The organism is Streptomyces sp. NPDC056486, from assembly GCF_042795295.1.
Taxonomy (GTDB): Bacteria; Actinomycetota; Actinomycetes; order Streptomycetales; family Streptomycetaceae; genus Streptomyces.
Map to the genome: position 1 here is coordinate 23,145 of NZ_JBHTSF010000059.1, position 18,641 is coordinate 41,785.

At 70.7% G+C, this 18,641-nt stretch carries 19 protein-coding genes; 9 read left to right on the top strand and 10 right to left on the bottom strand.

The genetic code is table 11. The features are described 5' to 3' along the window. Window positions 1-201: 201 nt before the first annotated feature. A complete protein-coding gene (locus ACFQ7F_RS23255; protein ID WP_383273371.1) occupies window positions 202-1,599 on the bottom strand; it encodes an MFS transporter in 1,398 nt (465 codons plus the stop codon). A gap of 71 nt (window positions 1,600-1,670) precedes the next feature. Here ACFQ7F_RS23255 and ACFQ7F_RS23260 point away from each other — a divergent pair, with 71 nt between their 5' ends. The 6 genes from ACFQ7F_RS23260 to ACFQ7F_RS23285 all read left to right on the top strand — a co-directional run bounded on the left by ACFQ7F_RS23260 (window position 1,671) and on the right by ACFQ7F_RS23285 (window position 6,858). Further along, complete coding sequence (locus ACFQ7F_RS23260; RefSeq protein WP_383273373.1) at window positions 1,671-2,693, top strand: GlxA family transcriptional regulator; 1,023 nt, start codon at window positions 1,671-1,673, stop codon at window positions 2,691-2,693. Between the two features lie 35 nt (window positions 2,694-2,728). Beyond that, window positions 2,729-3,226 carry a GNAT family N-acetyltransferase gene (locus ACFQ7F_RS23265; RefSeq protein WP_383273375.1) on the top strand — a complete coding sequence of 166 codons (498 nt, stop codon included), beginning with the start codon at window positions 2,729-2,731 and terminating at the stop codon, window positions 3,224-3,226. 83 nt (window positions 3,227-3,309) lie between these two features. Then, window positions 3,310-4,017: a DsbA family oxidoreductase gene (locus ACFQ7F_RS23270; RefSeq protein ID WP_383273377.1), complete on the top strand. Its 708-nt coding sequence runs from the start codon at window positions 3,310-3,312 to the stop codon at window positions 4,015-4,017. Between the two features lie 85 nt (window positions 4,018-4,102). After that, window positions 4,103-5,149, top strand: a complete 1,047-nt coding sequence (locus tag ACFQ7F_RS23275; RefSeq protein ID WP_383273379.1) for an aminotransferase class V-fold PLP-dependent enzyme — start codon at window positions 4,103-4,105, stop codon at window positions 5,147-5,149. Between the two features lie 75 nt (window positions 5,150-5,224). Then, on the top strand, window positions 5,225-5,842 hold the full coding sequence (locus tag ACFQ7F_RS23280) for an RNA polymerase sigma factor (protein WP_383273381.1): 618 nt from the start codon (window positions 5,225-5,227) through the stop codon (window positions 5,840-5,842). Beyond that, complete coding sequence (locus ACFQ7F_RS23285) at window positions 5,842-6,858, top strand: maleylpyruvate isomerase family mycothiol-dependent enzyme (RefSeq protein WP_383273382.1); 1,017 nt, start codon at window positions 5,842-5,844, stop codon at window positions 6,856-6,858. The genes ACFQ7F_RS23280 and ACFQ7F_RS23285 overlap by 1 nt, the downstream gene beginning before the upstream one ends. Here the strand turns inward: ACFQ7F_RS23285 and ACFQ7F_RS23290 are convergent. Further along, window positions 6,855-7,352, bottom strand: a complete 498-nt coding sequence (locus ACFQ7F_RS23290) for a MarR family winged helix-turn-helix transcriptional regulator (RefSeq protein ID WP_383273384.1) — start codon at window positions 7,350-7,352, stop codon at window positions 6,855-6,857. The two genes, ACFQ7F_RS23285 and ACFQ7F_RS23290, sit on opposite strands and share 4 nt — an antisense overlap. 180 nt (window positions 7,353-7,532) lie before the next feature. Between ACFQ7F_RS23290 and ACFQ7F_RS23295 the strand changes: the two genes are divergently transcribed. Further along, window positions 7,533-8,600 carry an alkene reductase gene (locus ACFQ7F_RS23295; RefSeq protein WP_383273386.1) on the top strand — a complete coding sequence of 356 codons (1,068 nt, stop codon included), beginning with the start codon at window positions 7,533-7,535 and terminating at the stop codon, window positions 8,598-8,600. A 90-nt stretch (window positions 8,601-8,690) separates the two neighbouring features. Here ACFQ7F_RS23295 and thpD read toward each other — a convergent pair whose 3' ends face one another. The 6 genes from thpD to ACFQ7F_RS23325 all read right to left on the bottom strand — a co-directional run bounded on the left by thpD (window position 8,691) and on the right by ACFQ7F_RS23325 (window position 14,222). Continuing rightward, window positions 8,691-9,590, bottom strand: coding sequence for an ectoine hydroxylase (gene thpD, locus ACFQ7F_RS23300; RefSeq protein WP_383273388.1), 900 nt, complete (start codon window positions 9,588-9,590; stop codon window positions 8,691-8,693). A gap of 158 nt (window positions 9,591-9,748) precedes the next feature. Next, window positions 9,749-10,153 (bottom strand): ectoine synthase, encoded by a 405-nt coding sequence (locus tag ACFQ7F_RS23305; RefSeq protein ID WP_383273390.1) that lies wholly within the window; start codon window positions 10,151-10,153, stop codon window positions 9,749-9,751. 53 nt (window positions 10,154-10,206) lie between these two features. After that, the gene (gene ectB / locus ACFQ7F_RS23310; protein WP_383273392.1) at window positions 10,207-11,478 is read right to left on the bottom strand and encodes a diaminobutyrate--2-oxoglutarate transaminase; all 1,272 of its coding nucleotides are present in this window, start codon (window positions 11,476-11,478) and stop codon (window positions 10,207-10,209) included. 73 nt (window positions 11,479-11,551) lie between these two features. Continuing rightward, window positions 11,552-12,145, bottom strand: coding sequence for a diaminobutyrate acetyltransferase (gene ectA, locus ACFQ7F_RS23315; protein WP_383273394.1), 594 nt, complete (start codon window positions 12,143-12,145; stop codon window positions 11,552-11,554). 332 nt (window positions 12,146-12,477) lie between these two features. Continuing rightward, a complete protein-coding gene (locus ACFQ7F_RS23320) occupies window positions 12,478-13,002 on the bottom strand; it encodes a DinB family protein (protein ID WP_383273396.1) in 525 nt (174 codons plus the stop codon). Between the two features lie 83 nt (window positions 13,003-13,085). Further along, window positions 13,086-14,222 (bottom strand): pyridoxal-phosphate-dependent aminotransferase family protein, encoded by a 1,137-nt coding sequence (locus ACFQ7F_RS23325; RefSeq protein WP_383273398.1) that lies wholly within the window; start codon window positions 14,220-14,222, stop codon window positions 13,086-13,088. Between the two features lie 55 nt (window positions 14,223-14,277). On the opposite strand from ACFQ7F_RS23325, the gene ACFQ7F_RS23330 reads away from it, so the two are divergent. Next, on the top strand, window positions 14,278-15,366 hold the full coding sequence (locus ACFQ7F_RS23330) for an amidohydrolase family protein (RefSeq protein ID WP_383273400.1): 1,089 nt from the start codon (window positions 14,278-14,280) through the stop codon (window positions 15,364-15,366). A 336-nt stretch (window positions 15,367-15,702) separates the two neighbouring features. Beyond that, complete coding sequence (locus tag ACFQ7F_RS23335) at window positions 15,703-16,629, top strand: SCO1860 family LAETG-anchored protein (protein ID WP_383273402.1); 927 nt, start codon at window positions 15,703-15,705, stop codon at window positions 16,627-16,629. 128 nt (window positions 16,630-16,757) lie between these two features. On the opposite strand, the gene cobC is transcribed toward ACFQ7F_RS23335, so the two are convergent. After that, window positions 16,758-17,837, bottom strand: a complete 1,080-nt coding sequence (gene cobC / locus ACFQ7F_RS23340) for an Rv2231c family pyridoxal phosphate-dependent protein CobC (protein WP_383273404.1) — start codon at window positions 17,835-17,837, stop codon at window positions 16,758-16,760. Next, on the bottom strand, window positions 17,818-18,633 hold the full coding sequence (locus ACFQ7F_RS23345) for a sirohydrochlorin chelatase (RefSeq protein ID WP_383273406.1): 816 nt from the start codon (window positions 18,631-18,633) through the stop codon (window positions 17,818-17,820). Before ACFQ7F_RS23345 ends, cobC begins: the two co-directional genes overlap by 20 nt. Window positions 18,634-18,641: the final 8 nt, after the last annotated feature.

Sequence of the window (18,641 nt, forward strand, 5' to 3'; positions counted from 1 at the left end):
GAGATGACCCTATTTCAGGTGTATAACGACTTGATCTGATTGGTGACGCGGAGTGTCGGGAACGCGTCCGCCTCGAATTCCCGCTATGGCCGCCAACCGCTCTGGCTCTCCTCGGTTCGCGTGCGGTGCGTGCGGCAAGTGCCCCTGGTCGTGAGGCAGATGGACGGCATGCGAGGAACGGGCGAGAGGCCCGAGGAGAGGTCAACGCCCGCGCCGCAACCCCAACGTCGCCACCCCAGAAGCCGCCAGCAGCCCCGCCGAGATCAGCAGACTCACCCGCATCCCAGAGATGAAGTCCCCGGCCACCAGGCCCCCGAAGGCCGCGATCCCCAGGCCCCCGGCCACCTGCCGGGCCGAGTTGAGGACTCCCGCGGCAAGACCCGCCCGGTCGGCGGGCACCGCCTCCATCATCGCCGCGGTGAGCGGCGGAATCGTCAGGGCGCATCCCAGGGCCAGCGGCACCATGAGGAACGCCAGGCCGAGCGCGGGCGTCGACGCGTCGGCGAACAGCAGGGCGATGAGCCCCACGACGGCGAGCGACTGACCCGCCAGCATCGGAACGCGCGGCCCCACCCGCGCCGCCAGCTTCCCGGCGAAGACGTTCGTCACCGCGATGAGCCCGGTCATCGGCAGGAACATGAGACCGGCCCACAGCGCCGAACGCCCCTGCACCTCCTGGAAGAAGAGGCTGAAGACGAAGACGAGACCGTAGAAGGCGACACTGCACGCGGCCCCGGCCGCGACGGTGATCGCGACCGTCCGGTCACGGAAGAGGGTCAACGGCACCACCGGATGCGGCTGCCGTGTCTCCGTCCGCAGGAACATCAGCGCCGCCGCCACCGCGACGACCAGTGCGACAAGACCCGTCGTACCGCCCTCGATGACGGCGAAGGTCAAGGCCGTCAGCGTCAGGACGGCGAGCAGCTGGCCCGGCACGTCCAGCGGCGCGGGCCGCCGCTCCGAGCGCGGCGCCCGAAGGAGCAGGACCAGTGCCACCGCGCCCAGCGGGACATTGATGAAGAAGATGCCGCTCCAGCCCCACGCAGTGGTCAGCGCACCGCCCGCGACCGGGCCGAGCGCCACCGCCACCGAACCGCCCGCCGCCCACATCGCCACGGCGCGGGCCCGCTTGGCCGCGTCCGAGTAGGCCTGGCGCACGAGGGAGAGCGAGGCGGGCAGGACCACGGCGGCCGCCACGCCCTGGACGACTCGCGCGCCGATCAGCACGGGCAGCGACGGAGCGAGGCCGCACGCCACCGAGGCGGTGGTGAACACCGTGATGCCGATTCCGTACGCCCGGGTCGCGCCGATCCGGTCGGAGAGCGAGCCGGTCGAGAGCATCAAAGCGGCGAAGGCGAGGGTGTAGGCGTCCACGACCCACTGGAGCCCGGACATGCCGCCGCCCAGGGAGTCGCCGATCGCGGGCAGCGCCACGTTCACCACGGAGGCGTCGAGCGTGATCAGGGCGAAGCCGAGCATGGCGGCGGTGAGCGTGAGGCCGGGGGAGGTGCGGCGCTTGCCGGGTGCCGGAACGGGTGCCGGTTCCGGCAGGTCGTGCCCCGCCGTGCGGGAGCCCTCGGTGAGGGAGTTCGTTGCCATGTCCATGAGTCTGCTGACGGCGGCGCGGCTACAGTAGTGGCCTGAATGCCATACCTCCGGAGGTTCTGGCCATGCCCCGCCCGAAGTCCGCCCACCGGCCGTACCAGCCGAACCGGCCCCACCGCGTCGCCGTCATCGCGCCCTCACCTGTGTCGATGTTCAACCTCGCGATCCCCGAGCTGCTCTTCGGGAAGGTCGAGTTGGCGGGCGTGCCCGGCTACGAGGTGGTCGTCTGCACCCCGCAGCCCGGCGCCGTCGCCACCACCGGCGGGCTCAGCCTCCACGTGGAGCAAGGGCTGGATGCCGTGCGCGAGGCCGACACCCTCCTGGTCGCGGGCACCGGGCATCGCTACGAACCCGACCCGCTGACCGTCGCCGCCGTCCGCGAGGCCGCCGACGCGGGCCGGCGTATCGCCTCCATCTGCAGCGGCGCCTTCGTGCTCGCGGAGGCGGGACTCCTCGACGGGCGCAGCGCGACCACGTACTGGGAGCTCGCCGAGGAGCTGCGCAGCCGCTATCCGGCGCTCGACCTCAAGGGAGACGTCCTCTACGTGGAGGACGGGCAGGTCATGACGTCCTCCGGGTACGCCGCCGGGATCGACCTGTGCCTGCACATCATCCGCACCGACTACGGTGCGGCCGTCGCCAACCAGGTGGCCAGAGCCACGCTCGTCGCCCCCGTACGGCCCGGCGGCCAGACCCAGTTCACCCAGACCCCGCTCCCTCCCGAGCGCGGCAACGCCTGCGCCGACACCCGGGGCTGGGCCATGCGCCACCTCGACGAACCGCTCACGCTCACCGACCTCGCCCGGCAGGCGGGCGTCAGCGTGCGCACCCTCACCCGGCGCTTCCACGCCGAGAGCGGGGTGAGCCCGCTGCAGTGGCTCCTCCACCAGCGCATCGAGCGGGCCAAGGAGCTCCTTGAGACGACGTCGCTCTCCATGGACCAGGTGGCGCAGGCCTGTGGACTCGGCACCGCGGACTCGCTCCGCGGCCATCTGGTGCGCCGCACCGGGCTCACGCCGAGCGCCTACCGCGCCCAGTTCAGCCGCCTCGGAACCCAAGGCTCCCGGAACACGTCTGTCGCAGCGTGATCCACTCAGCATTCCCGACGACGATGCGGACCGTGATGCCGACCGTCATACGCACCGCACTCACCGCAGACGCCCCGGCCCTCGCGGCCCTGCACGCCCGTGCCCGCGCCACGTACTACCCCGAAGGTCTTCCGGAGAAGGTCGTCGACGCGACAGCGATGTGGCGGGAGGCCGTCGAGCGCCGTGAAGGGCATGTGCTGTGCGCGGTCCGCGAGGGCCGGATCGTGGGTCTCGCCTCCTTCCGTACGCCCGAGGGCGAGGCGGCGGACACCGTGGCGCTCTTCCAGTTCCACGTCGACCCCGACCACTGGCGCGCGGGGGTCGGCGCGGCCCTGCACGCCGCGTGCGTGGAGGAGTGGCGGGCCGACGGCATCCGGACGGTCACCCTGGACGTCCACCGGGAGAACCGGCGCGCCCAGGCCTTCTACGCCCGCCACGGCTGGCAGCCGGCGGAGCCGGGCGAGGGTGCGGGCACGCACCTGCGGATGCGGCTTTCTGTGCCGGCCGAAGGCGCTGAGGGAGCCGGGGAATGACCGGACCGGGTCGTACGTTCTTCAACTGACCGGAGGGATCCTCCGCACTGCCGTCACCGTTCGATTTGAAGAGAGCTGGACACATGCGCGTCGAGATCTGGAGCGACATCGCCTGCCCCTGGTGCTACGTGGGCAAGGCCCGCTTCGAGAAGGCACTCGCCGCTTTCCCGCACCGCGACGACGTCGAGGTGGTGCACCGCTCCTTCGAGCTCGACCCCTCGCGCGTCAAGGGCGACAGCGGGCTCGTGATCCCGATGCTCGCGAAGAAGTACGGCATGAGCGAGGAGCAGGCCCAGGAGGCCGAGCGGAACCTCGGCGTGAACGCCTCGTCCGAAGGTCTCGACTACCTCACCGAGGGCCGCGACCACGGCAGCACCTTCGACATGCACCGCCTCCTTCACTTCGCCAAGGAGCAGGGCAGGCAGGACGAGCTGCTCGGGCTCCTCTACCGCGCCAACTTCGCCGACGAGCGGTCCGTCTTCGACGACGACGAGCGGCTCGTGGAGCTCGCGGTCGCGGCCGGACTCGACGCGGACGACGCCCGCGCGGTCCTCGCCGACTCATCCCGCTACGCCGACGACGTACGCGCCGACGAGCGTGAGGCCGCCGAACTCGGCGCGAACGGCGTGCCGTTCTTCGTCCTCGACCGCAAGTACGGCGTTTCCGGCGCCCAGCCCGCCGACGTCTTCGCCCAGGCCCTCGAACAGGCGTGGGACAGCCGCTCGCCGCTCACCACCCTCGCGGACGGTGACGCCTGCGGCCCGGACGGCTGCGCGGTTCCGCAGGCCTGACGCGGCGGCGCGGGGGCACCGCCGACCGGTCGCCTCCCCGCATGCGTAATGGACGTGGGAGTGAAGGGGCGCGAGAGTTGCTCCCATGGGGATCATCAACGGCGCCGAGTTCGCGCCCACGTCGACATATCTGGACACGGCGAAAAGCGGGCTGCTGCCTGCCCGCGCGGTCGAGGCCGTCCAACGCCTCGCGGCCGAGAACGGCATGGGCGCGGGCGGCGGCTCGGGTGACTTCGGGATCGTGAACGCCGCCCGCGAGGCCTTCGCGCGCCTTGTCGGCGTGCCGAGCACGCGTGTGGCCAACGGCGGCTCGGTCGCCGTCCACTGCGGACTGATCGCCGCGGCGCAGCGTCCTGGCTCCGAAGTCCTGCTCCCCGAGGGGGAGTTCAGCTCGATCATCAACCCCTTCGTGGTGCGCGGCGACCTCAAGATCCGCTACGTACCCCTCGAGGACCTCGCCGATTCGGTCCGCCCCACCACGGCCCTCGTCGTGTACTCCGCCGTGCAGTCGGCCGACGGCCGTCTCGCCGACGACACCGCGGTGCGTGAGGCCGCCGCCGCCCACGGAGCCCGCATCCTCAACGACGCCACGCAGGCCGTGGGCTGGCTGCCCTTCGACGCGAGTCCGTACGACTACACCGTCACCGGCGCCTTCAAGTGGCTGCTCTGCCCGCGCGGCACGTCGTTCCTGACGGTGAGCGAGGAGGCGCAGGAGTCGCTCGTCCCGCTGCACGCGGGCTGGATGGCGGCGGCGGACGGCTGGCACTCCACCTACGGGCCGCTCTCGGAGCTGGCCCCCGACGCCCGCCGTTTCGACGAGCCCCCCGCCTTCCTCGCGTACCACGGCGCGGCGCAGTCCCTGGCGTACCTGGAGGAGACCGGAGTCGAAGCGGTGCACGCCCACGACACGGCCCTCGCGGCCCGTTACCGCGCGGGACTCGCGGACCTGGGCCACGAGCCGGTGCCCGGCGCGTCCCCCATCGTCTCCGTCCCCGGTCTCGCAGGGCGGGAGCCCGAGCTGAGGCGGGCCGGGATCATCACGGCCGCGCGGGCGGGACACCTGAGGGCCTCGTTCCACCTGTACAACACGGAGGCGGACGTGGACCGGATCCTTGACGTGCTCTCCGGCTGAACCCTGGCGCGCCGGGCGGCGGGGCACTAGGAATGCAGGACGGGGTGGCCTCACGAGGCGGTGGTGTCAGTGTCGATGTCAGTGGCTGAGCAGCCATGTCGGGACACCGACCTGCACCAGCGCCTGGTGTACGGCGACGAGACCGCCCTCGCCGAGGTCTACGACACGTACGGCACCCTCGTCCACCGCATCGCGGGACGCGTCACCCGCAGCCCCGCGGGGGCGGAGGACGTCGCCCAGGAGGTCTTCGCCCATCTCTGGTCGAGGCCCTACGCGTTCGACGCGGGGCGGGGCAGCCTGCGCACCTGGCTGAGCATGCTGGCGCATCGGCGGGCGGTGGACTGGGTACGCGGCGAGGAGCGCCACCGCAAGGCGGCCCATGCCGACGACACGACCCTGCACACGATCCCCACCCCGGATCCGCCCCCGGAAGACGTGGTCATGGCACGAGAACGCTCCCTGCTCCTGCACTCCGCGCTGGCGAGACTCCCGCTCCCGCAGCGCCAGGTGGTGCACCTGGCGTACTTCGCGGGCCGCACCTACCGCCAGGCCGCGGTGGAACTGGGCATCCCCGAGGGCACGGCGAAGACCCGATTACGCACGGCCCTGCGCTCGCTGGCGGAAGCCCTGACCGAACCACCCGACCCACCCGACGCGGCACTTGCCGACGCTCCAGGCGAAAGAGGCGCGTGATGACCACGGATCACGAAGCCGTACGTGAACTTCTCGGGGCCTGGGCCGTCGGCGCGCTCATGCCGGGCGACGAGCGGACGGTCGCCCCGCATCTGGCCGACTGCGATCCGTGCGCGGCGGAGGCGACGCGGCTGCGGGCGGTGGTACGGCACCTGGACGGGCCGCCCGTCGCCGAAGGGCCCGCCCCCACCGCCGACCGGGGCCTCGCCCTGGCCCTGCGCACCCGCCCTGCGGTTCCCCGTACGGCTGCGCACGCGGCGCCGTACGCCGCCGCCGTGTCCGGACTCCGGGCGCTGCTCGGGGAGTTGGACGAGCACGGCCCCTGGGGAACTCCGGTAGTGCACGGCTGGAACGTCCACGACACGGTCGCCCACCTGCTGGCCGCCGACGAGCCGCTGGCCGTGCGCCTCGGCCTGCGGGCGCCCGGGCCGTGGGACGGCGTGGACGGGGCTCCGTGGCGTGCGGCCTGGGCGTCGCGCACGGAGGAGGTCCTTCGCCGAGAGCGCGGCCGTACCCCGGCCGAGACGATCGCGTCCTGGCAGGACCAGGCGACCGCGCTGCTCTCCGCCCCCGAGGCGTACGACCCGGAACTGGCCGGGCGGGCCACGGAGCTGATGGGCGTCCGGCTTCCGCTCGCGGACCACTTCCTGGTCAGGGCCTTCGAGGCGTGGGTGCACACGGACGACATCGGCAGGGCCCTGGACAGGCCGGTTCCGCCGCCCCTGTCCCCTCACCTCTGGCAGCTGGTGCGGCTTGCCGTACGGATCCTGGACCTGGCCCTCGGCCCCAAGGCGCCGGCCGTCGCGCTGACCGTCGCGGAGGCGGGCGACGAGGTGTCGTGGGTCCTGGGCAGTGGGGCGGAGCCGGTGAGCGCGGAGCTGGTCCTCGGACCGGTGGACTTCTGCCTGCTCATGGGCGGGCGGGTCGACCCCGCGGAGGTCCCCAGGGGGATCTCGGGCAGTGAGTCCGTCGCGGACCAGGTCATGGCCCGGGCGGCGTCGCTGGCCTGGCTCTAACCCTCACCGCACTCCGTCGGCTCCGCCATCTCCGTGCACAGGTTCGCCTCCACCAGGCCGAGCAGCCGTGTCAGCTCCGCCCGGTCGGTCTCGTCGAGGCCCGCGAGCGTCTGGTCCTCCAGGTCGCCCCACGCGAGCTCCACGTCCGTCAGCAACCCGCAGCTCGTCTCCGTGGCCTCCACGAGGACCCCGCGACGGTCGTCCGGGTCCGGTCGGCGCTGTACGTGTCCGGCCTGCTCCAGGCGCTGCAGCATCTTCGTGACCGTCGAAGGATCCAGGCCGACCGCCTTGATGATGTCCGACTGCCGCGCGGGCCCCGAGTCCCACAGGTACATCATCACGAACTCCTGGCCGGGGTAGAGCCCGACCTTCCTCAGCACCTTGCCCGCCGCGTTCCGGTGCAGCCGGGCCACCCGGCTGATGACGTGACTGACAGGCCCCCGCCGCTTGGCGGTGGGGAGCTCGGTACAGGCGGGTTCGGCCGAGGCTTTCATCGGTACTCCTGAGGGCGGTGGTGGGGGCGGTGGTGGCGAGGGGCAGTGGTGGTCGCGGTCCGGTTCCACCAGATTAGCTTGGCCGACCAAGGAATGAGTTAGGGTGGCGCTCGGTTCAATTAATTGGCCGACCAATTACCCCTGCGGCATCCCGCAGCAGTATTCCCCTGGGAGCACCCGATGACCACCGCGTTCGACTCGATCGACCTCTCCGGCACGCCGCTCAGCAACCGCATCGCCATGGCCCCGATGACCCGGAGCCGCGCGGGTGCGGGTGCCACCGCCACGGAACTCACCGTCGAGTACTACGCCCAGCGCGCATCGGCCGGGCTGATCATCACGGAGGGCATCCAGCCCTCGGTCATCGGCCAGGGCTACCCGGACACCCCCGGCCTGCACTCCGACGAGCAGGTCGAGTCCTGGCGCAAGGTCACGTCCGCCGTCCACGCGGCAGGTGGCCGGATCTTCGCCCAGCTCATGCACGCGGGCCGTATCGGTCACCCCATACTGTTCCCCGACGGCCTGGTGAACGTCGCCCCCTCGGCCGTCGCGGCCGAGGGACAGGTGTACACGGCCGAGGGCCCCAAGGACTTCGTCACGCCCCGCGAACTGACCGGCGACGAGATCCGCGCCACCATCGACGACTTCGTGACCGCGGCCCGCAACGCGATCGACGCGGGCTTCGACGGAGTCGAACTGCACGGCGCCAACGGCTACTTGATCCACCAGTTCCTGGCGCCCGGCTCCAACCGGCGCACCGATGAGTGGGGCGGAACCCCGGAGAACCGCATCCGCTTCGCGGTCGAGACCGCCAGGGCCGTCTCCGCCGAGATCGGCGCCGCCCGCACCGGCCTGCGCCTCTCGCCCGGCAACCCCTTCAACAGCGTCTCCGAGCCCGAGGACGGGCTCGAAGCGACGTACACCTCCCTGGTGAAGGAGCTGAGCGCCCTCGACCTGGCGTACCTGCACGTCATGGAGGTGGGACCGGTCCGCGACCTGGTGACCACCCTGCGCGGGAGCTTCAACGGAACCTTCATCCTGAACCCCGCCACCGAGGGCCCCACCGGCTCCGACGCACTCGCCCTCGTCGAGGACGGCACCGCGGACATCGTCGCGTACGGCGCACTGTTCCTGGCCAACCCCGACCTGCCGGCCCGCCTCAAGGCCGAAGGCCCGTACAACACGCCTGACACGGCGACGTACTTCGGCGGCACGGAGAAGGGTTACACGGACTACCCGGCGCTGTAACCGCGTCCCGGACGTCGCGGCATCCCGGACGTCACAACCAAGCTTGGCCCGGCACTCCAAGGTGCCGGGCCAACTCTCATACGAGACTGCTTACTTCACCGGAGTGAAGTCCCGAGCCCCAATGTAATCCGGCCGCCGGATCGGCGCCGCGAACGGCTCCACCGCCGTGTTCTCCACACTGTTGAACACGATGAAGACGTTGCTGCGCGGGAACGGCGTGATGTTGTCCCCCGAGCCGTGCATGGCATTGCAGTCGAACCAGGTCGCGGAACCCGCCTCACCGGTGAAGAGCCGGATACCGTGCTCCGAGGCGAGATCCGTGAGCGTCCCGTCCGAGGGAATGCCCGCGTCCTGCATCTGCAGGGACCGCTTGTAGTTGTCCTTCGGCGTCGCGCCTTCACAGCCGAGGAACCGCTTGTGCGACCCCGGCATGATCATGAGGCCGCCGTTGGTGTCGTGATTTTTGGTGAGCGCGATCGAGACCGAGACAGTCCGCATGTTCGCGAGGCCGTCCTCGGCGTGCCAGGTCTCGAAGTCCGAGTGCCAGTAGAACCCCGAGGCCCCGAAGCCAGGCTTGACGTTGATCCGGGACTGGTGGACGTAGACGTCGGAACCCAGGATCTGCCGGGCCCGCCCCACCACCCTCGGGTCAGCAGCGAGCTTCGCGAACAGCTCGCTGAGCTTGTGCACCTCAAAGATTGTCCGGATTTCCTGGGAACGCGGCTCCACGATGGAGCGCTCGTCCGCCCGCATCGTGGGGTCATCGATCAACCGCGTGAGCTCGGCGTGGTAGACGCTCACCTCGTCCGGGGTGATGAGCTGGTCGATCGCCAGGAATCCGTCCCGTTCGAACCCCGCCAGTTCGTCGGCCACGATGGGCCCCGGCGTACCCGGCTCGGACCACACGACGGGGTCCTTGCGCTCGATGAGGACCTCTTCGGCGCCTCGTGTGGGGTACAGATCGGCGGTGCGTTCGGGTGCGGTGGTCATGGTGTTGCCTGCCTCTCCTCTCGTACGGCCCTTTCCGGGATGTACACCCCCGCCGCCCAGAGGAAGAGGGCGGCGGGGGAGATTCAGGGGGCGTGTTGCTGCTGCCCTGCGGCGCGGAGCCGGGGCAAAAGCGGCCCCGGCTCCGGCACTTCAGTTTTTCAGGCGGGCTCGGGCTCCGTCAGGAGCGGGTACACGCCGTTCTCGTCGTGGTCCTCACGACCCGTGACGGGCGGGTTGAAGACACAGATGCAGTGGAAGTCCTCCTTGATCCGCATCGTGTGCTTTTCGTTCCCGTCGAGCAGGTACATGGTCCCCGGCGTGATCGTGTACTTCTTGCCGGTCGTGTCGTCGGTCAGCTCGGCCTCGCCCTTGGTGCACACGACGGCCTCGATGTGGTTGGCGTACCACATCGACGTCTCCGTACCCGCGTACAGGATGGTCTCGTGGACCGAGAAGCCCACCCGCTCCTTGGCGAGGACGATGCGCTTGCTCTCCCAGGTGCCCGACGCGGACTTGACGTGCCGGTCGGTGCCTTCAATGTCCTTGAACGAACGGACGATCACGGTGAATCAGTTCCTTTTCTCTTACGGGGGTGACGACGCGGAGCGGGGCCGCTCTAGGCGGTCTCGCGCACTGCACGGGCCAGCGTGCGAAGCCCTTCGTCCAGCTCGTCGGCGGTGATCGTCAGCGCCGGAAGGAGCTTGACGACCTCGCCCTCGGGGCCGGAGGTCTCGATGAGCAGGCCGAGCTCGAAGGCCCGCTTGGCGATGGCGTTCGCGCGCGGCTTGTCGATGAACTCCAAGCCCCAGACAAGGCCGCGGCCGCGGTACTCCTTGATGGCGCCCGGGTTCTCGTCGACGATCGCCTTGAACGCCTCCTCGACCTGCTCGCCGCGGGCGCGGGTCTGCTTCTCCATGGCCGGGCCGTCGGACCAGTAGGTCTCCAGGGCGGCGGCGGCCGTGACGAACGCCGCGTTGTTGCCGCGGAAGGTGCCGTTGTGCTCGCCCGGCTCCCAGATGTCCAGCTCGGGCTTGAACAGGGTCAGCGCCATCGGCAGGCCGTAGCCGCTGATGGACTTGGACACCGTCACGATGTCCGGCGTGATGCCCGCCTCCTCGAAGGAGAAGAACGCGCCGGTGCGGCCGCAGCCCATCTGGATGTCGTCGACGATCAGGAGCATGTCCCAGCGCTCGCACACGTCGGCGAGCTTGCGGAGCCACTCGGCGCGGGCGACGTTGATGCCGCCCTCGCCCTGGACCGTCTCGACGATGACGGCGGCGGGCTGGTTGAGGCCCGAACCCTGGTCCTCGAGCAGACGCTCGAACCAGACGAAGTCGGGGGTCTTGCCCTCGAGGTAGCGGTCGAAGGGCATCGGCGTGCCGTGCACCAGCGGGATGCCGGCGCCGGCGCGCTTGAAGGCGTTGCCGGTCACCGCGAGCGAGCCGAGCGACATGCCGTGGAAGGCGTTCGTGAACGACACGATCGACTCGCGGCCCTTGACCTTGCGGGCAAGCTTCAGCGCGGACTCGACGGCGTTGGTGCCTGTCGGGCCCGGGAACATGACCTTGTACGGCAGGTCACGCGGGCGCAGGATGATGTTCTGGAACGACTCGAGGAACGCGCGCTTGGCGGTCGTCGACATGTCCAGACCGTGGACGATGCTGTCGCGCTCCAGGTAGTCGATCAGGGCGCGTTTGAGGACCGGGTTGTTGTGGCCGTAGTTGAGCGAGCCGGCCCCGGCGAAGAAGTCGAGGTACGAGTGGCCGTCCTCGTCGAACATGCGGCTGCCCTGCGCACGGTCGAAGATGGTGGGCCAACCGCGGCAGTAGCTGCGCACCTCCGACTCCAGGGTCTCGAAGACGCTCAGGTCGGGCTGGGTGATGGTCACAGCAGATCTCCTGGGAGATGGAAAGACTTGGGAGGTGGGGGTGACAGGTGGTGCGTGGGGGGAAGCGCGCAACTCAGCCGACCGGCTCGGCCGGCTTGTTCTGCGCGGCTTTCCCGGACTCGGTGACAGGCTCTATGAGGAACAGGACCTCGGGCTCGTGCCCCTCTTCGGGGAAGAGCCCCGCGTCGAAGAGCACGGTGCGCTCGACCGACGCGCCGTGGCGCTGTGCGTACGAGGTGAAGAGCCGCTCGGACGGCGTGTTGTCCGGCGTGATCGTCGTCTCGACCGAGACCAGCTCCCGGTCGGCGGCGACCTTCGAGGTCAGCCCGTCAAGGAGCGCACCCGCGAGGCCACGGCCTCGGTGCGCCTGGTCGACGGCCACCTGCCAGACCACCAGCGTGCGTGGCCGCTCGGGCCGGATGTAGCCGGTGATGAACCCGGCGGGCTCACCGTTCGCGTCCCGGGCCACCACGGAGGTCGCCGCGAAGTCGCGACACCACAGCAGGTAGCTGTACGAGGAGTTGAGGTCCAACACCTTCGAGTCGCGTGCGATCCGCCAGATTGCGGCGCCGTCGGCGACGTCGGGGGTGTCGAGGCGTAGCCCCTCGGGCATTTTCAGGGAATTCGCTTCCAGGTCGGTCGGTACATCGGCTTGTGCAGCGGTCATGCGGATTGAATTTACCGAGCAATTTCTTTAATTGCATCGCCGAGAGGGGTTACGGAACAGAGCCCTATGTGTTATCACGCGGGGGTGCGCGCCCGCAGGAATCCCCGGCAGTATGGCCTGATTTGGTGGGGTCATAGGGTGCATAACGGACGTCATGTGGAGTACGTCACAGAACCGTAACTCCCTCGAAGCGTGTCCGAATTGTGAGACTCTGCGTTGCCGAAACCTTAGTGTTTAGGTCCCGGAAAAGCGGGAAGAAGAATACGGAAAGCTGTGCTGATAAAGTGGATAATGAAGCGGTGAAAATGCGTCCGTGAATTTACGTAGAGCATTTAAGGCCCTGTCACCCCGTCGATTCCCTCCCTGAGGAGATCGGCGTGGCCGTTGTGCCGCGCGTACTCCTCGACGAGGTGGACCAGGATCCAGCGCAGGCTGACCTCGGCACTGCCCATCACGGCCGCCTCCCGCTCGCTCAGCCGCCCGACGGCGTCCAGCGAACGTCCCTCGCAGAGCTTCCGGCTCACCGCCACCTCGCGCCGCCACACGGCCAGGGCCTGGGCGTACGTCCGCTCCGGGGCCAGGGCGAAGCCTCCGGACGCGTCTTCGTACACCGGCGGGACGTCCCGCCCGGCGAGTACCCGCTGGAACCAGTTCCGCTCGACCTCGGCCAGATGCTGCACGAGGCCGAGCAGGGTCAGCGACGAGGACCGGACCGCCGCGACACGGGTCTGTGCGTCATCGAGCCCGGAGCACTTGAGTACGAGCGTCTCGCGATGGAAATCCAGCCAGCCCATCAGCATCGCGGGCTCACCGGCGGTCGGGTCGGGCACAGGGCGGCCGTCCGGGAGCGTGGTCATGGTGCTGAGGCTGCCACCCCTGCCACCCGGGGCGCCGGCTGTTCGCTGTGAGCTTTGCGGCAGGGGGTGCGCGGTGGCCGCGCCTACTGCCAGGCGGCCGTCACGGCACGCCGTGCCGCTTCGAGGTCGACCGCGAGCCCGGATTCGCCCATCGCGGCGCCAAGGGCGGCGAGCGAGGCGTGTACGACGCCACGGGTCGCGTCAGGACCGTAGTGGTTCACCCGGATCATCTCCTTGGCCAGCGCGCCGCCACCGGCGACCAGCGGAAGCACCGGGTCGGCGGCGAGCGCCTTGGCGACGAGCACCGAGGCGTCGACGCCCTCGGGGGCGCGCAACGTCGTGGCGACCGGAGCGGCGTCCCGCGCCTGGAGGACGTACGGCTCAAGGCCGCCGCCGAGCGCGATCGCGCCCGCGCGGGTCGCCGCGGCGGCGGTGGCGTGCCGTGCCGTCAGCGCGTCGAGACCCTCCGCCTCGATGCGCTCCACGCACGCTTCGAGAGCGAGCATCTCCAGCTGGGCCGGGGCGTGCAGCAACGCCTTGCGCCCGCCGTCGATCCACCGCTCCTTCCAGTCCAGGAGGGAGAGGTACGAGTGGCGCGGCGCCTGCGGATTGGCGGCGAGCCGCGTCCAGGCCCGCTCGCTCACGGAGACGGCCGAGACGCCCGCGGGGCCGCCCATCGCCTTCTGGGCGCCGATCACGCACAGGTCCACGCCCCACGCGTCAGGAAGCAGCGGCTCGGCGGCCACCGAGGCGACGGCGTCGAGCATGAACAGGGCGCCGTGCTCGCGGACGACCTCACCGATCTCGGCGACGGGGTTGGTGTTGCCGGTCGCGGCCTCGGCATGGACGAGCGAGACGAAGTCGATCTCGGGATGCGCGGCGAGGGCCTCGCGGACCTGTTCGGCGGTCACGGCGGTGTGGAAGGGGACGGCGAGATCGACGACGGTCGCCCCGCAGTCCCGCAGCCAGTTGCCGAAGGTCTGCCCGTAAGGCCCTGTGATGACGTTCAGCGCGGTCGTGCCGGGTCGCGCCGCACCCCGGATACAGCCCTCAAGGGGAAGCAGCGCCTCGCCCTGCATGATCACGACGTCCTGCGCGGTGGAGAGCAGCCGGGCGACGCGCTCCTCGATGGAGGCGAAGTGCCGGGCACTCAAGGGGGCCAGGTCAAGGAATGGATGCGTCGTCACGGTGCTGCTCACTTCGCTGCTCACTTCGCTCACGAGTTCGTTCGGGCTGCCGGACCGAGCGTACCGACCGGCTCCTAAGCTGCTGTACATGAGCGATCACACGGTGCTGCACGTGAAGGGGCGGGTGCTCGTCGGCCCGGACGAGGTCCGGGACGAATTGTGGGTGGTCGGGGGCAGGGTGACGTACGACCGTCCTTCGGCGGCGCCCGACGTCACCCTCCAGGGCTGGACGCTCCCCGGCCTGGTCGACGCGCACTGCCACGTGGGCCTGGACACACATGGCCCGGTGGAGGCGGACGTGGCGGAGAAGCAGGCGCTGACCGACCGCGAGATCGGCACCCTCCTGATCCGCGACGCGGGCTCCCCGTCCGACACCCGCTGGATCGACGACCGTGAGGACCTCCCGAAGATCATCCGGGCGGGCCGCCACATCGCGCGCACGCGCCGCTACATCCGCAACTACGCCCACGAGATCGAGCCGTCCGACCTCGTCGCGTACGTCGCCCAGGAGGCCCGGCGCGGCGACGGCTGGGTCAAGCTGGTCGGCGACTGGATCGACCGCGACGCGGGCGACCTGACGGCGTGCTGGCCACGGCCCGAGGTGGAGGCGGCGATCACCGAGGCCCACCGCCTGGGCGCGCGGGTGACGGCCCACTGCTTCGCCGAGGACTCTCTGCGCGACCTGGTGGGGGCGGGCATCGACTGCATCGAGCACGCCACGGGCCTGACCGAGGACACCATCCCGCTCTTCGCCGAACGGGGCGTGGCGATCGTCCCGACCCTGGTGAACATCGCGACGTTCCCGCAGCTGGCCGATGGCGGCGAATCGAAGTTCCCCAAGTGGTCGCGGCACATGCGGCGGCTGTACGACCGGCGCTACGACACGGTACGGGCCGCGTACGACGCGGGGGTGCCCGTGTATGCCGGTACGGACGCGGGCGGTTCGCTGGCCCACGGCCTGGTCGCGGCCGAGGTGGCCGAACTGAGGCACGCCGGGATCCCGGCGGTGGACGCGCTGTCGGCGACGACGTGGGGGGCGAGGTCCTGGCTGGGGCGCCCCGGCCTGGTGGAGGGGGCACCGGCGGACCTGGTGGTGTACGGGGCCGATCCCCGGGAGGACGTGGGGGTGCTGGGGAATCCGCGGAGGGTGGTGCTGAACGGGAGGGTGGTGGGGTAGCTCGAAGCCCCCTCCAGCTGACTCATGTTGACGGAGCGTTACGTGTAGGGCCCTCGGTTCGTTGCACACGATTCGGCCACGGCGGCCGCGTCAACCGCCGTGTTCGAGCCAGGGAGTTGCTCGGGTGACTGTGGGGAACGTACGTGCCGGAAGATTCGAAAGCAGGGACGGAAACCTCCCTTTGGAGTGAACTCACGCTTGGTCGCTGGCTATTCACTCTCAGTGCGTAAAGATTCCCCCTGTCGATGTTGCCGGTGTCGTGCTCATGCGATGTCCCCATCCAGCGAAGCGCGAGGCTTCCGGCGGCTCCGTAACTCTTGTGGGGGTTCCACCACCTTGAACAGCAACACCTTCCGCCTGCCCGCACGCCGCCTCGGCGTGATCGCCACCGCCACGGTCCTCGTCGCGGGTCCCGCGGCGCTCGCCACCGCGGGACCCGCCTCGGCGACGGGCGGCGACAAGGGCCGTGCCAACGCCGTCGTGCTGCGTACCGGGCTCGACGTGTCCCTGCTCAACAAGACCCTGAACGTCCCGCTCAAGGTCGCGCTCAACGAAGTACAGGCGCCGGCGAGTGCCGAGAAGACCACGCTCACCGCCGACCTGGACGGGGTTAATGGCGGGCAGCCGTTCAGCGTCCTTCGGGCGGACGTCGCCACCGCGAAGGCGACCGTCGAGGACGGGAAGGCGCAGGGCTACAGCAACATCGCGCGGGCCAAGGTGCATGTGCCGGGCCTCCCGCTGCTGTCCCTCATCGAGGTCGAGCAGGTGACGTCCAAAGCGGTCTGCGCGGCGGGCAAGCGGCCTGTCGCCGAGGCGAACCTGCTGGGCGGCGTGACGGTGCTCGGCAAGAAGGTCACGCTGTCGGCGGGGGGCACGACCCACGTGGAGGTACCGGGCGTCGGAGAGGTGCGGCTCGACCTGTCGAAGACGCACACGACGTCGCGTACGGCGGCTGCTTCAGCCCTTGAGCTGAAGGTGTCCGTGAATCCCCTGAAGCTGAACGTCGCGGAGGTCGAGGGGACGGTGACGCTGGCGGGCGCGTCGTGCGAGGCACCGGCGGCGGCCGCGAAGCCCGAGCCCTCGGCCCCGGTGAAGCCGCAGGGGGGCACGGGGGAGAAGCCGGTGGCGGAGAAGCCGAAGGAAGCGAATCTCGCCGAGACCGGGGGCAACTCGTCGACGCCGTACCTGGTGGGCGGCGGCGTGATGCTGCTTGCCGCGGGTGGTGGCGCGGTGATCATGGCTCGGCGGGTGCGCAAGGGCTGAACCCCATCAGCCCGTCCGGCGATTGAGGACGAACTCGGCGGAGCCGGTGATGACGGTACGCACAAGGCACAGGGCCCCCGCGCCCAGCAGGTCTGTGGGAAGGGGCGGGGTCGGGGAAGGGAAAGTCCTCAGCTCCCCAGCACCGCCCGCACCGCCCCCAGCAACCGATCCGTCGTCCCCGGGTCACGCACCGCCACCCGCAGCCACTCGGCCCCGAGCCCCGGAAACGTATCCCCCCGCCGCAACGCGAACCCCCGCTCCCGCAGGCGTTCACGGAGGGCCGGGGCCTCGGGGGCCCGGAGCAGGATGAAGGGCCCCTCGGCGGGCTCGACGGCTCGCACCCCGTGGGGCGCGAACTCCCTGAGCCCGTCCAGGAGATGGGCCCGATCGGCGGCGATCCGCAGCGCCGCGTCAGACGCCTCGGCCAGCGCCGCAGGCGCCACGCACGCCTCCGCCGCCGCGAGCGCGGGAGAGGACACCGGCCAGAGCGGCTGCGCTCCTGACAGCGTCGCGATCGTCTCCGGATCGGACAGGACGTAGCCGATCCGCAGCCCCGCAAGACCCCATGTCTTGGTGAGGCTCCGCAGCACCACAAGCCCTGGTACGTCCGTACGGCCGGCCAGCGCATCCCGCTCACCCGGCACCGCGTCCATGAACGCCTCATCCACCACCAAGTACCGCCCTGGGCGGGCGAGTTCGGATATCGAGGCGGACGGGTGAAGGACCGATGTCGGGTTCGTCGGGTTGCCGATGACGACCAGGTCCGCGTCCTGCGGGACCGCCGCCCCCGAGAGGCGGAACCCGTCCTCCTCCCGCAGCAGCACCCGCCCCACCACATGCCCCGCATCCCGCAGCGCCGCCTCCGGCTCGGTGAACTGCGGGTGGACCACCACGGGCTTACGCACCTTCAGGGCGCGCGCAAGGAGCACGAACGCCTCAGCCGCGCCCGACGTGAGCAGCACCCGGTCCGGCGTCACGCCGTGCCGCGCCGCCACCGCCGCCCGTGCCACTTGGCCGTCCGGGTAGGCGGCCAGGCCGTCGAGCGAGGCGGCGAGGTGTCGCTTGAGCCAGGCGGGCGGGGTGTTCGCGCGGACGTTCACCGCGAGGTCGGTGAGGTCGGCGGCGCCGCGGACCTCGGCATCCCCGTGATGGCGCAGGTCCGGTCCGCCGTCGTACTCGACGTCGTACTCAGCGGGTATGTGCGTCATCGCCGCCGACCGCCTCCCGGTAGCGCTCCATGACGAGGTCGAGCAGCTCTTCCTCGGGGCCGATCACATCCGCCGAGCGCACCTCGGTCTCCGGGTGCGCCGCCGCCCAGCCTTCCGTCTGCTGGAGGACCCGCTCCGGCAGGGTGCCGGTGAAGAGGAAGTAGGGCAGGACGACGATCCGCTTCGCTCCCAGACGTACGCAGCGGTCGAGCCCAGACGGCACGTCCGGCGCCGCGAGCGACACGAACGCCGTCTCCACACCCGCGTAACCGCGCCCCTCCCACAGCAGCCGGGCCGCCCTGTGCACCTCGGCGTTGGCCTGCGGGTCGGTCGAACCGCGCCCCACGAGCAGCACCATGACGTTCGCGCGGTCCTGCGGAGTGCGGGCCGGGCCGCCGAGAGCCTCGTCCAGGCGGCGGCCGAGGACGTTCAGGAGCGAGGGGTGCGGGCCGAGCGGGCGGCCGTGGGCGTACGAGATGCCGGGGTGGCGCTCCTTCTCACGGGTGAGCGCCGCGGGGATGTCGCCTCCTGCTTGCTCGTCCGGCACCAGCGTCAGCGGTACGGACGCGAAACGTTTCACGCCCCGGTCCACGAGGTCGGTGACCGCGTCGGCCAATGGCGGCGGTGACGGCGGCGACGGCGCCGAAAGGCCGAGCAGGCCGCCGGCGACCGGGAGTTCGGGGTTGCGGCGGGCGAGTTCCCGCACGAAGCCCCGGAAGGCGGCCGCCCCGGCCTCGTCCCGGGTGCCGTGTCCGGCGATGAGCAGTGCGGGGAGCGGTGCGGGCGGGGTGGTCACTCGGACTC